At 66.4% G+C, this 12,862-nt stretch carries 17 protein-coding genes; 4 read left to right on the forward strand and 13 right to left on the reverse strand.

Annotated elements, in window-relative coordinates:
* Position 1 precedes the first annotated feature (1 nt).
* From MGMSRV2_RS03320 to MGMSRV2_RS03350, 7 genes are read right to left on the reverse strand one after another with little or no spacing between them, the layout of a single operon-like run.
* On the reverse strand, positions 2-874 hold the full coding sequence (locus tag MGMSRV2_RS03320) for a hypothetical protein (protein ID WP_024078917.1): 873 nt from the start codon (positions 872-874) through the stop codon (positions 2-4).
* A gap of 10 nt (positions 875-884) precedes the next feature.
* Positions 885-1,364 carry a hypothetical protein gene (locus MGMSRV2_RS03325; RefSeq protein ID WP_041633428.1) on the reverse strand — a complete coding sequence of 160 codons (480 nt, stop codon included), beginning with the start codon at positions 1,362-1,364 and terminating at the stop codon, positions 885-887.
* 24 nt (positions 1,365-1,388) lie between these two features.
* Positions 1,389-4,388 (reverse strand): tape measure protein, encoded by a 3,000-nt coding sequence (locus MGMSRV2_RS03330; protein WP_024078919.1) that lies wholly within the window; start codon positions 4,386-4,388, stop codon positions 1,389-1,391.
* Between the two features lie 3 nt (positions 4,389-4,391).
* Positions 4,392-4,577 carry a DUF7697 family protein gene (locus tag MGMSRV2_RS03335; protein ID WP_024078920.1) on the reverse strand — a complete coding sequence of 62 codons (186 nt, stop codon included), beginning with the start codon at positions 4,575-4,577 and terminating at the stop codon, positions 4,392-4,394.
* A gap of 26 nt (positions 4,578-4,603) precedes the next feature.
* Complete coding sequence (locus MGMSRV2_RS03340; protein ID WP_024078921.1) at positions 4,604-5,119, reverse strand: hypothetical protein; 516 nt, start codon at positions 5,117-5,119, stop codon at positions 4,604-4,606.
* Between the two features lie 2 nt (positions 5,120-5,121).
* On the reverse strand, positions 5,122-6,081 hold the full coding sequence (locus MGMSRV2_RS03345; RefSeq protein ID WP_024078922.1) for a phage tail tube protein: 960 nt from the start codon (positions 6,079-6,081) through the stop codon (positions 5,122-5,124).
* Between the two features lie 18 nt (positions 6,082-6,099).
* Entirely contained in the window at positions 6,100-6,528 is a 429-nt protein-coding gene (locus tag MGMSRV2_RS03350) for a hypothetical protein (protein ID WP_024078923.1), read from the reverse strand.
* 50 nt (positions 6,529-6,578) lie between these two features.
* On the opposite strand from MGMSRV2_RS03350, the gene MGMSRV2_RS03355 reads away from it, so the two are divergent.
* Entirely contained in the window at positions 6,579-6,836 is a 258-nt protein-coding gene (locus MGMSRV2_RS03355) for a type II toxin-antitoxin system RelB/DinJ family antitoxin (RefSeq protein WP_024078924.1), read from the forward strand.
* A complete protein-coding gene (locus tag MGMSRV2_RS03360) occupies positions 6,833-7,105 on the forward strand; it encodes a type II toxin-antitoxin system YafQ family toxin (protein WP_024078925.1) in 273 nt (90 codons plus the stop codon). The genes MGMSRV2_RS03355 and MGMSRV2_RS03360 overlap by 4 nt, the downstream gene beginning before the upstream one ends.
* Positions 7,106-7,111: 6 nt before the next feature.
* On the opposite strand, the gene MGMSRV2_RS03365 is transcribed toward MGMSRV2_RS03360, so the two are convergent.
* The 5 genes from MGMSRV2_RS03365 to MGMSRV2_RS03385 are packed head-to-tail and all read right to left on the reverse strand — an operon-like array spanning position 7,112 to position 10,707.
* Positions 7,112-7,750: a DUF6441 family protein gene (locus tag MGMSRV2_RS03365; protein WP_024078926.1), complete on the reverse strand. Its 639-nt coding sequence runs from the start codon at positions 7,748-7,750 to the stop codon at positions 7,112-7,114.
* Positions 7,747-8,043 (reverse strand): head-tail joining protein, encoded by a 297-nt coding sequence (locus MGMSRV2_RS03370; RefSeq protein WP_024078927.1) that lies wholly within the window; start codon positions 8,041-8,043, stop codon positions 7,747-7,749. Before MGMSRV2_RS03370 ends, MGMSRV2_RS03365 begins: the two co-directional genes overlap by 4 nt.
* Positions 8,043-9,065, reverse strand: a complete 1,023-nt coding sequence (locus MGMSRV2_RS03375; protein WP_024078928.1) for a major capsid protein — start codon at positions 9,063-9,065, stop codon at positions 8,043-8,045. Before MGMSRV2_RS03375 ends, MGMSRV2_RS03370 begins: the two co-directional genes overlap by 1 nt.
* A 13-nt stretch (positions 9,066-9,078) precedes the next feature.
* Positions 9,079-9,468, reverse strand: coding sequence for a head decoration protein (locus tag MGMSRV2_RS03380; RefSeq protein WP_024078929.1), 390 nt, complete (start codon positions 9,466-9,468; stop codon positions 9,079-9,081).
* Positions 9,469-9,480: 12 nt separating this feature from the next.
* Positions 9,481-10,707 carry a S49 family peptidase gene (locus MGMSRV2_RS03385; RefSeq protein ID WP_024078930.1) on the reverse strand — a complete coding sequence of 409 codons (1,227 nt, stop codon included), beginning with the start codon at positions 10,705-10,707 and terminating at the stop codon, positions 9,481-9,483.
* A gap of 75 nt (positions 10,708-10,782) precedes the next feature.
* Here MGMSRV2_RS03385 and MGMSRV2_RS03390 point away from each other — a divergent pair, with 75 nt between their 5' ends.
* Together MGMSRV2_RS03390 and MGMSRV2_RS03395 are read left to right on the forward strand one after the other, a co-directional pair.
* The gene (locus MGMSRV2_RS03390; protein ID WP_024078931.1) at positions 10,783-11,043 is read left to right on the forward strand and encodes a type II toxin-antitoxin system Phd/YefM family antitoxin; all 261 of its coding nucleotides are present in this window, start codon (positions 10,783-10,785) and stop codon (positions 11,041-11,043) included.
* Positions 11,043-11,447: a type II toxin-antitoxin system VapC family toxin gene (locus MGMSRV2_RS03395; protein ID WP_024078932.1), complete on the forward strand. Its 405-nt coding sequence runs from the start codon at positions 11,043-11,045 to the stop codon at positions 11,445-11,447. Before MGMSRV2_RS03390 ends, MGMSRV2_RS03395 begins: the two co-directional genes overlap by 1 nt.
* Here the strand turns inward: MGMSRV2_RS03395 and MGMSRV2_RS03400 are convergent.
* Positions 11,428-12,861, reverse strand: a complete 1,434-nt coding sequence (locus tag MGMSRV2_RS03400; protein ID WP_024078933.1) for a phage portal protein — start codon at positions 12,859-12,861, stop codon at positions 11,428-11,430. The genes MGMSRV2_RS03395 and MGMSRV2_RS03400 overlap by 20 nt on opposite strands.
* Position 12,862: the final 1 nt, after the last annotated feature.

Raw genomic sequence — 12,862 nt, forward strand, 5'->3', positions numbered from 1 at the left:
TCTATCCCATGCAATTGCAGTTGCAGTTCTTGGTCGTGTAGAGAACCACCTGCGTCCCACTCGACCCCAGGGAGACAGAGGTGTAATTGCCGGCGCCATCGCCGCTGGCAGCAGTTCCCGCCGATTGCAGGGCCGTATAACTGGCGGCTTTGAACAGCGTCGCCAAGTCGGCGCCGCTGGCGATCTGGAAGCCGGTGGTGGTGGCGGTACCGCTGGACTTGAAGACGGTGCCGGCAAGCGGGCCGGTCATGGAATCGCCGGTCTTGGCGACCCGGGTGGACAGATCGATGGCCGGCAGCACGGATGCGGGAAGCTTGCCGTCGGCCTGAACGTCAGGGATGGCGCCGGGGCCAGTGCCGACATTGCGGGCCGCCACGGTGCCGAGCACGCCCGTCTCGATGTCGGCGGCCTGGACCTTGCCGCCGCCTTTCAGCAGCTTGCCGGTAGACCCGTCGAAGCGAGCCAATTCACCATCCATTGCACCGGCGGGACCGCTGACGTCGCCGCCGCCGACATAGAGCTCGTAGGCGTCGCCCGCCCCGTTGACCCGGATGCCCTTGAGGGCATGGGAGGGCGCCACCTCGGGGATCTTGGCCGCGCGTTCGCTTGCCGTGGCGGCGCTGCCGGCGGCGGCCTGGGCGGAAGCCGAAGCGGCCTGGGCGCTGTCGGCGGCATCGGCGACCTTTTGGTCCAACTCCGCCCGGCTGGCGGCGATGGCAGCCTCGTTGTCGGCGATGGTCCTGGCCACGGTCTTGACCGGGCCGGTCTCGGTCTCGACGGTGGAGGCGGCGTCGCCGTGGACGACGGCGTGCAGCTTGGCGCTGGCCGCCGCCGCCTTGTCGACGGCCGCCTGAAGGTCGGTCTGCATGGTCATGAAGAGGCTCCTACCAGGAGAGGGGGCCGGGAAGACTGGTGTGGACCAGCCCGTGCAACCGGTCGATGGTGGCGAACAGCGCCGTCATGTCGGAATCAAGGGCGATGGCCAGCGCATCCTCGGTCAGGGTGGGACGCTCGCGGATTTCCAGTTCCGAGGTGATTTCCCACAGGACACGGTTCGCCAGCCGGGCTTCGAACTGACGGGTAAAGCGTGCCTCGTGGGTGGTGAGCCCGATGCCGCCCAGCAGGTCGATCGCGAACCAGGCGCCACCTTCCTGGGCGTGCCAGCGATACCAGGCCTCGAACAGGGCGAACTGTTCCGGCTTCATCCGCCAGCGCACGGACAGGCGTGACGGTACTTGGGTGAAGCGCCGCCGTTGCCGCGCCGGTCCTGCCTCCATCTCGGTACGCAGGATGGCTTCGCCCGGGCGGATGCCGTAGCCCTGGATGGACGGCAGGGGCAAGGTGGCGGGCCATGTGGTCGTCATTTCCACCGCTCCTCGCCTCTTGGTTCATCGATAGCTTCCGGCGGCCGGGTTGAGGCCATAGCGGTGTTCCAGCACCGGGGCCATGCCCTCGCCGCGGGAGAGGCGGCGGCTGATCCGTCCCTCGATTTCCTCGACGAAGATGTCGATCTGGATGCGGCCATCTCCGCCTTGGCTCCATTGCGCCTTGGCTTCGGCATTGGCGGCATTGTTGTGGACGGTGATCTGCACGTTGGCGGCCTCGGGACGGGACAGGGCCGCGCCCAGAAGACGGTCGGCATTGTTCATCTGCCGGGGCGTGAAGATGCCTTCGCCGTCCTGCGCGATGATGGGCCGCTCGCCCCGCAGGATGCCGCCAGCATGATAACGCGGCGCCCCAGACCACAAGGTGGGATCGACCCGACGGCTGAAGGTGGGTCGTCCACCGACCATGCCGCCGGAATGAAAGCCGCCGACCGGAGCCTCGGACATCAGCGGCCCGACATTGGAGGCATTGTCATAGACCTGCACCCCTCCGGAGCCGCCGGAGAAATAGCTGCCGATGCCGGTGAGCAAGCTGCCGAACAGCCCGCCTTCGGCACCGCCGAAGAACGGCGTCACCACCGCCATGCGCCAGGCCGCCCGCAGAGCCTCTTCGGCCAGACTGTTGAATAGATCCTTCCCGGCCAGCTTGCCGGTGGTGGCCCATTTGACGAAAGCATCCTCGCTGGCCCGCAGCGCCCCGGACATGGCCCGCTCGGCAGAAGCCGCCGCATTGGTGGCTTCGTCGGCATAGGCGCGCACCGCCCGGATGGCACCGTCCTGCCAGTCGCGGCTGGCGGCCAGTTTGTCCTGCTCCAGTTCCTTGTAGCGGCGGGCGTAGGCTTCCTCCGACAAGGCGCCGCTGGCCCGCTGTTCGTTCAGCTTGGCCAGTTCTTCGGCAAACCGCTGAGTGGCGTCATAGGCCAGGGTAGTCTGCCGGGCCTCGTCCTTGACCGCTTCGGCATATTGGCGGGACCGCGCTGCGCGGTACTCATCCACCTTGGGATCGTCCTCGGCCAGCTTGTGGCCGCGGGCGAATTTGGCCACGTCATTGTCGATGGTGACGTCGCGAACGCGATTGCGATCACTGCTGCGCACCGCCTCGGCCAGACGCACCTGGGTATCGATCTCGCGCTCCAGATCGGCGATGGCGCGGGCCGCTTCGCTGCTGGCGCGGGATTTCTGCACCCGGGCATAGGACTGAGCCAGTTCGCCATTGGCGTCGGTCAGCCCCTTGGCCGCCTGCTCGGCCAGCCAGTTGGTCCGTTCTGCCAGAATGATGTCGGACACCGAGCCCTTGGCGGCCTCGGCCAGCCGGTCGTTGGCGGCGGATTCCTGCTCCAGCGAGCGGATCAGGCCGTTCTTCTGCTCCTGCAGCTTGGCATCATCGATGCGGCGCAGCGCCTGGTCATAGGCGGCGACGGCGACACCGCCGTTCTTGAAGGCGAATTCCAGCACCTTGGCGGCACGGGCGGCGTCGATCTGGGCACGGCCACCTTCGCGGGCAGCTTGGGCGAGGCGCTCCTGGCCAAGGGCCTGGATGTCGAGGCCCAGAACCTCGGCCTGTGCCTGGGCGGACATCTCGCCCACTCCCTTGGCGGTGGCCTCGCGGGCCAGAAGCCCGCGGATTTCCTGTTCCTTGGCCGGGGTGCGATAGACGCCACCTTGCTGGAACAGTTCCTTCTCAAGCTGGCGAAAACCCTTGGCCGCGTCGTACTGGGCCTTGGTGCGGCTGAACTCGGCATTGCCGGCGGCGCGGGCCGCGTTGAGCTTCTCCTGCCATTCCACCTCGAACTTCAGGTCGGCCAGCTTCTCCACATAGGTAGGTTCGCGCTGTTCGGCGCGGATCTGGTCGCGCTGCATCTTGGCCTGGGCTTCCATGCCCGCCCGCTTGCGGGTGATCTCATCGAGATCGTCGGAAATGACCTGGCGCTCGGCCAGCAGACGGCGCAGTTCTTCGTTCTCTTCCCTGACCGCCATCACCACCACGGAATGGGTGCCGGCGGGCAGCGGCTTGTCCAGCGCCTGCGCGCCGCCCAGTTCGGCGATGCGCTTGTCCAGGGCGGCAAGTCGGGACTGAAGCGACGACGTGCCGGGCGTCAGACTTTCCAGCGCCGCCGCACCGGCATTGGCGCCACCCGACAGGATGCCGCGCAGCCAGGGCGCGTTGGTGAAGCCCTGCCAAGCGTTGGCCATGCGGGTGAAGGATCGCTCGGCGGTGTCGGCGCTTTCCAGAGCGGCGGCGTCAAAGCCTTTCAACGCCGTGATCAGGGTGTCGCGGAAGAAGTCTGCCGTCACCTTGCCCTGGGTCACCATCTGCCGGAACCCGCCCGAGGGCAAACCGGCGGCCCGGTCCAGGGCCTGCAACAGCCCCGGCATGGGCTCGACGATCTGGTTCAGTTCCTCGGCGCGTAGCGTTCCCGAGGATAACCCCTGGGCCAGTCCGAACAGCGACTGCTCCAGTTGCTCGGAAGAGGCGCCCAGTGCGATGGCGGTGGACTGGAAGCCCTCCAGCAGCGCCCGGCTTTCGCCGGTGGTGATGATCCCAGCCTTCTGCAGCGCCGCCAGCTGGGAATAGGCGCCGATCACCGTTTCCAGGGCTGTGCCGGTCTTCTGCGCCTGGGCATAGAGATACGAGGTGGTTTCGGTCAGGGCAGCAGCCCCCACCAGCCCCTTCAGTCGGGCCTCCAGGCTTTCCACCTTGATGGTGGACTCGACCATGGCCTTGCCGAACAGGCCGATGGCCGCGCCCGCCGCCAGCCCCGCCGGTCCCAGCGCCATCATCACCGAGCCGATGGGACCGAGGCGCGAGGCGAAAGCCGCCATGCCGCCCTGGATGTCCTGGCTGGCGGCGTTGATGGCCAGCAGCGACCGGGAAGCCGGTTGCGCCGCCCCTTCGATCCGCGCCAACGCCTTCTGGCCATCTTCGCCCAGTTTCAGCAGGGCACGGCGGACGGTTTCGCCGTCCTGCAAGGACAGGCGGATGGAGACGGATTTGGTGGCCATCGGTCAGGTCTCGGTTTGAACCTTAGCGGAACCGGCCACCATTCCCCGCTCGGCAAAGGGCAGCAGCCGCGCCAGCAAGGGTTGGTCGTAACCCAGCGCCTGGGCCTGGATCAGCAGGGCCGGAAGGTCGAGGCCGGTGATGCCGCCACGGGGGCCGAGGCGGATGGTGCCGAAATTGCCGGTCAGCAATTCCCAAGCCTGCCAGCCTGCTTCGGTCAGGGGGGCGTTGCGGTCGTAGGGGCAGTCGCAGTTTCCGCCGCAGCCTCGGCAGTATTCCGGCCCGCCGCCGAAGTGCCATTCGGCGCGGGCCTGGAGACGTTTCCCTCGGCGATCACCGCTTCATGGGTTTCGGTGTATTGGACGACGAAGGATTCGGCCATGCGGGGAAGCTGCATCAGCTCGGCGATGGCGGTGTCGGTGACCTCCGCCGGTTGATCGGCCTCGTCCAGCACGCCCTCCCACTTGGTGATGGCGGAACGGGCCAGCCCCTGGGCGAACAGCATCTGCGACAGCCCGGCCAGGGCGTCTTCGTCGGAGAGATCCGGCAGGCCGGTGATGTCGGCCCCGGCCGCCTTCAGATCGTCATGCTCGGCGGCGATGGCACGGGCCATGCGCCAACCCCGCGCCCTGGCGGCTTCGTACACCGCCGTGGTCAGCGGACGGACGAACACCCGCACCCCATGGGGCAGATCGATCCAATAGGGTTCCTTGGGGATAGTCAGGCGGATCATGATCAATACCCCGCCACGTCGTTGACCAGGGTGACGCGCAGCAGATACCCGGCCACCGGATCGCGGGCGGCCCGCCAGTCGTAGCTGACCTGGATACCGCCGGGGCCTTTGATCTCCTGCTTCTTCTTGGGCAGGAAGACGCGGGGCAGATGGAAGGTCAAGGCAAAGTCCGAACCCGGGATGGTGAAGCCGTATTCCATCTCCACCGGGCTTTCCGTTGCGATGGCGGCGGTCAGGGTGGTGTCGGTGCCGAAGCGGATGTCCACCGAGCCTTCGGCGGTGGCCTCGGTCTCATCGACGCCGTCGATCAGGCCGTCGGCGCGGATGGTCTCGACCCGCTCCAGATTGTTGGAAAACGACAGCTTGCCGCCGACCACGTTGGCCAGTTGACCGCCGCCGACCCGGATGGTGCCGCTGCCCTGGCTGAACCGCTTCAGGGCAAAGCTGGCCGGGCTGGCGTCGATGGTGGTGGCGGCTTCGGTCTCGCCCCGGGCGATCACACCGATGCTGGCATTGGCAGCGCCGGAGCGGGCCATGTCGAAGGACAGCTTATCCAGCTTGGCGCCGCCGTGGCGGAAGAACTTCGGTACCGCCAGTTGGGCGTGGCCGATCTCGATGGCGAGGCTGGGCAGCGTGCCGCCCGAGGTGAACACATGGGTGAAGCCAGTGTCGGCATCGCCGCTGGTGGTGGGAGCGCCGAACAACCCCTTCAGCCAGAAACCCAGCGCGCGAGTATCGAGGGGAACGCCGACATCGCCTTCGTCCTTGACCGCTTCGTAATAGGGATCCTGGGCATCGCGGCCCTGGCCCAGCAGCGGGTCGTAGCCCAGAGGGCGCTCGGCCCCCAGGCTGGATTCCTTGAACGACAGCCGGGTGTAGCCATCGGCCGGAAGCACGCCATAGCTCGCCTCGAAGGCGGCCAGCAGCACGCAATCGGCGCCGTAAGCGCGCGTCTTGCCCATCGGTGAACTCCTTGTGGATCAGCCCAGCGGGTCGGGACTGCTGTAGTGGATGGTGACCGGCACCATGGCGCCGCGCAGGGCGGCAGCTCCGTCGATGGCGAGGCCGGAAGTCTTGGGAGCGCCCCAGTACAGTCCTTCGGCCAAGCCGCCGAGGGAACGGTCGGTGGACAAGGCGTTCCCCACCGCCATCAACAGAGCGTCCAATACGGCACTGTCGTTGTCCTGACCGCGCTGGAGGATGATTTCGATTTCGGTCTGGTGTTCCCACAGGTAGGTGACCGGCGACAGCACCACCTCGGGGTCGCCGGGATCGCCGTCGCGCAGGATGATCAGGCCACCCGCGGGCACCGTTTCCGGCAATGGGGCTTCCCGCTTGGCTGTGGCACCAGGGACTGTCTCCAACCGAGCCAGCAGGGCCGACAGAATTTGCTCCCGGATGCTGGGCATTGAAATGTTCCCCAAATGAGGCACATAATGGGACAGCCAAGGAGACCCCCATGTCGAAGACCGAATCGATCCGCGCCCGCGTCGAACCCGACCTCAAAGCCCAGGCCGAGGCCGTTTTCGGTGCGCTTGGCCTGACCCCGACCGAGGCGATCACCCTGTTCTATCGTCAGGTGACCCTGCACCACGGACTGCCGTTCCCCGTCCGCATTCCCAACGAAGCCACGCAGGCGGCTCTCCGCGATGCCATGGAAGGTGAGAACCTGACCGAATGGTCGAGCCTTGATGCGCTGAAGGCCGCCCATCGTTGAGCCGGACGCTCCGCACCACGAAGCAATTCGATCGCGATCTCAAGACGGCGACCAAACGAGGCAAGACTCTCGACAAGCTCTGGCAGGTGGTGGAGTGCCTGGTGAACAGCGAGCCGCTGGCCATCCGGCACCGTCCCCACCGTCTGTCGGGCAATTGGAGTCCCTGCTGGGAATGCCATATCGAGCCGGACTGGCTATTGATCTGGTACGAAACCGAGGATGAGTTGGTGCTGGCGGCCACCGGCACCCATTCCGATCTGTTCGGCTGACCTGGCCTATTTCCTCCAATTCTCAACGATCAGCCCCGGCAGCGCCGAAGCCCACCGCTCGGCGGCGCTGTCCACGTCGAGGCGCTTCTTCAAGCTCACTTGCGGCACCAGGATGAACATCACCACACTGGTCATCCCGCGCCCGGAGCGGAGCGCCGAGGCGCTGCCCTTGGCGAAGCCTCCCCGCTTGCCGGTGCGGGCCCGCATGTTCTCGGCCACCAGCAGCGAGGGCGCGCCACGGCGGTAGATGAAGCGCAGCCGGGCACCATGCATCTGCTCCCACAGGCCGGGCGTCATGCGCTTGCCTCGGGCACCGGTTCCGGCGGCGGGTGTGGGGATGGCCAACCAGAAGCCGTGCTTGGACTTGATCACCGCGCCCTGGTCGAAGGCGCGGATGATGGTGGGGGCCTTGGTAAAGACGAAGCCCGCGGCCTTGATGCTTTTGCGCCCCTTGGGATAAAGCTCGGCCCGCCAGGTATTGGCGAGACGCTGGCCCATGCCCGCTTCGGTGATCTGGCGGCGGAGATCCGCCTTCAGCCCGTCGGCGGCCTGCCGCGTACCGGCGGTGACGGCGTCTTCGGCGGCCTTGACCTCCTCGGCCATGATCTTGCGCAGATCGCCCGTGATGGCAGCCGCCAGTTTCATGCCGGTCTCGTGTCCAAGGTCCAGATCAGCCGTTCGGCATCCAGGCGGGGTTCGCCCTGGACGACGAAGCTGTCGCCGTCATGGATGATCACATCCCCCGCCTGAGGAGCCGGAATCTCCCGCCGCCGAATCTCAAACACCGCCGTCCCCGTGTGGACGGTGATGTCGGAGAACTCGATGTCGCGGTCGGGCCGCCGTACCAGGGCACGCACAGGACGGCCTTGGTAGCTGACGGTGACGCCCATGTTCGGATCGGCGAACAGGTCGTCGAAGGCGTCGGCAAACGCAGGCATCAATTCCCCGAGAACAACCGCACCGCCAATCGCGGGCGCTTGTTGACCGGCAGGATGGAGGCCTCGGTCTTGACGTCGATGGCGCTGCCGTCCTGGCGGGCCAGTTGCCGGGCGTACATGGGCACGCCCAGGGTGTTGACGGTCTCGATCAGATTGGCCGGGGCGCCATAGGTGACGAAGGTGTCCATGGTGCCGAGCGGGAAGGCGATGCCTTCGCCCGCCGGGATCAGGGTTTCGGTCTGGCCGGTGGAAAGGGTGACGGTAGCGCTGTATTCCTCGAACACCATGCCGGCGAAGGGGAAGCGACGGCGCACGTCTTCCCTGAGCGGCTGGGCACCGGTCGAGGAATAGTACTGGTAGGCCTGCTCGACCTTGGCGTGGCCGATCAACTTGTCGAAGAATTCCGGGCTGACCAGGGCCAGCACGCTGGTCATGGTCTCGCCCTTCAGTTCCGTCTCCACCTTGCGCAGCACGTCACGGATCTTGGCCTGGACATTGGTGGTGGCGGTGCCCAGGGTGAAATCCACCTGCTGGCGGCTCAGGCCGAATTCGCTGAAATAATCGTAGAGGGTGGAACCACCACCGTCGCGGACCACGCCCTTCAGAGCGTTGACCTCCATGAATTCCCGCGTCTGGGCGTGCTTCGAGCGCATGCGGGTCAGCTTGCGCTCCATGACGGTGGCCAGGGGATCAGCGGCATCGGCGACACCGAAACCGCGCACGCCCTGGACGTCCTGCGGCGTGATGGAATCGTCATGGGGAATCCACGGCACCGTGAAGGAGCGCATGCTCCGGGCGTCGCGGTTGGCGACGGTGGCGGGACCGCCCAGCGGCACGGTCGGTAGCAGATTGAGAACGCCTTCGGCCTGCTCGATGATCACCGAGCGCTGGGTGACACCCTCGAAGCGGAACAGCCCCATCTGGCCGAGCCGGGTGTAGAGGTTGGGCAGCAGGTTGATGGCCTGGGTCATCTCGGCGAGCGAATAGCCGCCCGCATCGAAGGGATTAATGATCGCGTTCATGGGGCCCTCGAAATCAGACGGTGGTGCGGGCAACGAGGCCCATGGCGGCAAGCTGGGTGATCTTGGCGATGCGTTCGGTCGGCTGATCGACCGAGGCGTCGAACACCAGGGCTGAATCCGCCAAGATGACCGGGCCACGGGCGGCGATCAGGCAGGTGACGGCGGCATCGGTGGCATCTACCGCGTCCAGCAAGACGGCGACGGCCACCTCGGCGCCTTCGTCCCCGACCACCTCGGCGGCGGGCGACAGGCGGTATTCACCGACGGCGGTGATGCGGCCCAGCACCGAACCCAGGGGATAGGACGTGCCCGCCTTCAAGGTGACGGTCTCGCGGGTGTAACTGGCGTTCAGTTCGAACTTCAGAAGATCGCCCAAGGTGGGCGGAGCATTCAGCACAGGCATGGGAGCAGTTCCTTACTTGCGGCTGGCGGCTTCGCGGGCACGCCGGACGATGGGGCTTTCGGTTTCGGTCTTGGGAGCAGCGCCCGCGGGAGCAGCGGCCACCACATCAGCCGCGTCGGAACGCTCGGCCAGCTGATCCAGCACCGTGCGGCGCAGGGCTTCGGGACGGATGCCCTTGGCCATGGCCTCGGCCGGATCGATGGCCACCCCTAAGCGGGCGGCCTGGGCGGCAATCGCACTGATCTCGGAATATTCGGCCCGCAGGCGCTGCTCCAGATCGGCATTGCCCTGAATAGGAAGCTGCTGCGGCACAGCAGCGATCACGGGGATCTCCCCCGTTTGCTCGGACATGGTGGTCTCCTTGGGTTTGGGCAGAACGGGCGAAGAAATGGACGAACGCGCCAGCACGGCGCCGAGATCGGCCAGAGCGACCCGCAACGTGCCGACCTTGTCGGCCAGCCCGGCGGCCACAGCCTGGTCACCGCGATAGACAGCAGCCTCGGTGGCGCGGATAGCCTCAGGCGGCTTCTTGCGGCATATGGCGACCAGATCGACGAAGCGGCCATAAAGCGCGTCCACGTCAGCCTGGAGGCAGGCACGGGCGCCGTCGGACAGCGGCTGATGCGGGTTGCCATCGACCTTGGCTGCACCGGCATGGACGAAGCTCCAGGCCAGACCGGCCTGGGCGTCGGCCCCGGATTCGTCACGGTGGACCGCCACCACACCGATGGACCCGACCTCGCCGGTCTGGGTGACGTACAGACGGTCGGCGGTGCAGGCGATGGCATAGGCCGCCGACAGCGCCGCCTCATCGGCCACCGCCCAGATGGGCTTGCCACACTGGCTGCGGATGGCCTGGATGTGGTCGACCAGATCGAACAGGCCGCCGACCTCGCCGCCGGAGGAATCCACGTCCAGCAGGATGGCGCGGATGCTGGGGTCGGTGGCCGCCGCCTCGATGGCATCGGCGATGTCGGGATAGGCCGTCAGGCCGCTGGCAGCGCCCAGATAGCCCGACCGGGCCACCAGGGTGCCGATCACCGGCACGATGGCGATACCGTCGGGCGTCACCTGGATAGTCGAGCCATCCAGCGGACCATCGTCGTCGCCGACCAGGGGCAGCGCCATACGCCCGTCCATACGAGGGGCCAGGGCACCCAGGATCACGTCCAGTTTGCTGCGGGCGAGCAGTAGCGGCGCCCCGTAGAGACGGGCCGCGAGATGAGGCAGATCGTGCATGATGTAGGCGTTACCTTGACATGACAGGGCCGCAGCCCCACTATCTAGCTAGTTTATCTGGCCAGGATGACAGTGATGCCGGAACCGCGTTGGTCCCTTCAAGATGCCAAGAACAGCTTCAGCGCCGTGGTCGACGCGGCCCTGCATGGGCGTCCGCAAACCGTCACCAAGCGAGGCAAACCAGCCGTCGTCGTTTTGTCGGTTCAGGAATACGAGCGACTGCATCAGCGACACGACGTCGGCACACCGTCGTTCGTCGAGCACCTTCTGGCCATGCCGCAAGGTGAAGTCGAATTTGAACGCCAGCCGGTCACGTTGCGTGAGGTCGAGTTCTGATGTTTCTGCTCGACACCGTGGTCCTGTCCGAACTGCGCAAGCGGGACCGGAGCCCCAACGTCGTTCGCTGGCTGACCGACAAGGCGGCGGATGACATCTTCCTGAGTTCGGTGACCATCGGCGAGATCGAGCGGGGCATTGTCCGCCAGAGGGTCAAGGATCCTGCCTTCGCCGAAGCCCTAGAATCATGGCTCGATCGCACCATCCAGATTTACGGTGACCGCATCCTGCCGGTGGATACCCAGATCGCCCGCCGGTGGGGCAGTTTGAGCGCCCGTATCGGCAACGATGGGGCCGATCTGCTGATCGCCGCCACCGCCCTGGAACATGGGCTGACCGTGGTCACCCGCAACATCCGGCATTTCGAACCTACTGGCGTCGCGCTTATTGATCCGTTTGAATAGGAACGTCTCCCGGCGGTAGCGGGGCGGAGCCGAACAACAGCCCCAGCCGCTGTTCCCGCTCCCGGTCGGCGGCGATTTCGGCATCCACCTGTTCGGCGTCAAAACCCCGCTCGGCCAGGGCCTGGGTTCGGCTTTTCAGGCCCGCCTCCATCTGCTCGATCTCGGCGCGGGCATCCTTCAGCGGATCGACCCAGTCCCATTTGGGCGGCAGCCAGGAACAGGCGATGAAACCGGCCCGGTTGGGCTCATAGCCCTTGAGGACCAGGGTGCCTGCCATCACGGCGGTATCCATCCAGCGCTGCCAGACGGCGCGGCAAAGCTGGTAGACCATGATTGCGTGCTGCCAGGCGTCGATACGGCGGCGGAACTCCAGCAGCGCCAGCCGGGAGTTTGAGTAATTGGCCTTCAGCATGTCGTTGGACAGGTAGGCGTAGGGCACCCCCAAGGCGGCGGCGATCTGCAGCAAGGTTCGGTACTGGAAAGCCTCATAGGAGCCGCCCACATCGGCCGGGGCCGATGTCTGGATCTCCTCGCCCGGTTCCAGCATCACCACTTGGCCGGGCTGCACATCCATGGTGCGGTCCCCAGAACCGCCATCCTCGGCGATGTCGAAGGTTTCGCCAGGGCTGGGGGTGGTGACGAACAGCGCGTACATGGCCGCCACTTTCTTGCGGTCCAACTCAGCGTCGTCGTACTGGTCGAGCAGGAACAGCTTCACGATGGCCGGGGCGAAGCGTGATACGCCGCGCAGTTGGCCCGCATCCACCGGGTCCATGACGTGGATGATCTCGCTAGCTGGAACCCGCACTGTTTCACCCGCCAGACCGGGATCGGTGAGGTCGCCGGGATGGCGGCGCAGGAAGTGATAGGCGACACGGCGGCCGATGCGGTCGAATTCGATGCCCTGGCGGACGACGTTACCGTTGGTCAGAGTCTCGTTCCTGGTCAGCGGCAGCATTTCCGACGGCAGCATCTGCAATTGCAGCGGTACCGACAGGCCATCCTCGGGACGCCGTGGGCGGAAGCGGAAGAACACCTCGCCAGCGATGAAGACCTCTCGTGCCGCCCGGCGTTGCAGGCCGTAGAAGTCGGTCAGGCCCTCGGCATCGGCCTCGTCGGTCCAGGCCAGCCACAGCTTCTGCACCGCCGCCTTCAGGGCGGGATCGGCGATCAGCGAGGACGGCTTGATGCCGGCACCGACCACGTTACCGGCCCAGCTTTCGATAGCGTTGGCGGCATAGCCGTTGTTGCGGACCAGATGGCGCGCACGGGCTGTGATGTCCGGCCCGGCGGCGGCGATCAGGGTGTTGACGTGGGCGCGGCTGGGCTGAAACCCCTTCAGGCGGCGGTTTCCCAGGCCTGCCTCGAACCCACCGATGAAGGCGCCCACCTTGCGGCGCAGAGCCGACAACATG

Origin of the sequence: Magnetospirillum gryphiswaldense MSR-1 v2 (genome assembly GCF_000513295.1) — a bacterium.
GTDB classification, from domain to species: domain Bacteria; phylum Pseudomonadota; class Alphaproteobacteria; order Rhodospirillales; family Magnetospirillaceae; genus Magnetospirillum; species Magnetospirillum gryphiswaldense.

Excerpts from the sequence above, each read along its gene's own strand:
- MGMSRV2_RS03320 (WP_024078917.1), bottom strand. The coding sequence starts at position 874 with ATGACCATGCAGACCGACCTTCAGGCGGCCGTCGACAAGGCGGCGGCG.
- MGMSRV2_RS03325 (WP_041633428.1), bottom strand. The coding sequence starts at position 1,364 with ATGACGACCACATGGCCCGCCACCTTGCCCCTGCCGTCCATCCAGGGC.
- MGMSRV2_RS03330 (WP_024078919.1), bottom strand. The coding sequence starts at position 4,388 with ATGGCCACCAAATCCGTCTCCATCCGCCTGTCCTTGCAGGACGGCGAA.
- MGMSRV2_RS03340 (WP_024078921.1), bottom strand. The coding sequence starts at position 5,119 with ATGATCCGCCTGACTATCCCCAAGGAACCCTATTGGATCGATCTGCCC.
- MGMSRV2_RS03345 (WP_024078922.1), bottom strand. The coding sequence starts at position 6,081 with ATGGGCAAGACGCGCGCTTACGGCGCCGATTGCGTGCTGCTGGCCGCC.
- MGMSRV2_RS03350 (WP_024078923.1), bottom strand. The coding sequence starts at position 6,528 with ATGCCCAGCATCCGGGAGCAAATTCTGTCGGCCCTGCTGGCTCGGTTG.
- MGMSRV2_RS03355 (WP_024078924.1), top strand. The coding sequence starts at position 6,579 with ATGTCGAAGACCGAATCGATCCGCGCCCGCGTCGAACCCGACCTCAAA.
- MGMSRV2_RS03365 (WP_024078926.1), bottom strand. The coding sequence starts at position 7,750 with ATGAAACTGGCGGCTGCCATCACGGGCGATCTGCGCAAGATCATGGCC.
- MGMSRV2_RS03370 (WP_024078927.1), bottom strand. The coding sequence starts at position 8,043 with ATGCCTGCGTTTGCCGACGCCTTCGACGACCTGTTCGCCGATCCGAAC.
- MGMSRV2_RS03375 (WP_024078928.1), bottom strand. The coding sequence starts at position 9,065 with ATGAACGCGATCATTAATCCCTTCGATGCGGGCGGCTATTCGCTCGCC.
- MGMSRV2_RS03380 (WP_024078929.1), bottom strand. The coding sequence starts at position 9,468 with ATGCCTGTGCTGAATGCTCCGCCCACCTTGGGCGATCTTCTGAAGTTC.
- MGMSRV2_RS03385 (WP_024078930.1), bottom strand. The coding sequence starts at position 10,707 with ATGCACGATCTGCCTCATCTCGCGGCCCGTCTCTACGGGGCGCCGCTA.
- MGMSRV2_RS03390 (WP_024078931.1), top strand. The coding sequence starts at position 10,783 with ATGCCGGAACCGCGTTGGTCCCTTCAAGATGCCAAGAACAGCTTCAGC.
- MGMSRV2_RS03395 (WP_024078932.1), top strand. The coding sequence starts at position 11,043 with ATGTTTCTGCTCGACACCGTGGTCCTGTCCGAACTGCGCAAGCGGGAC.
- MGMSRV2_RS03400 (WP_024078933.1), bottom strand. The coding sequence starts at position 12,861 with ATGTTGTCGGCTCTGCGCCGCAAGGTGGGCGCCTTCATCGGTGGGTTC.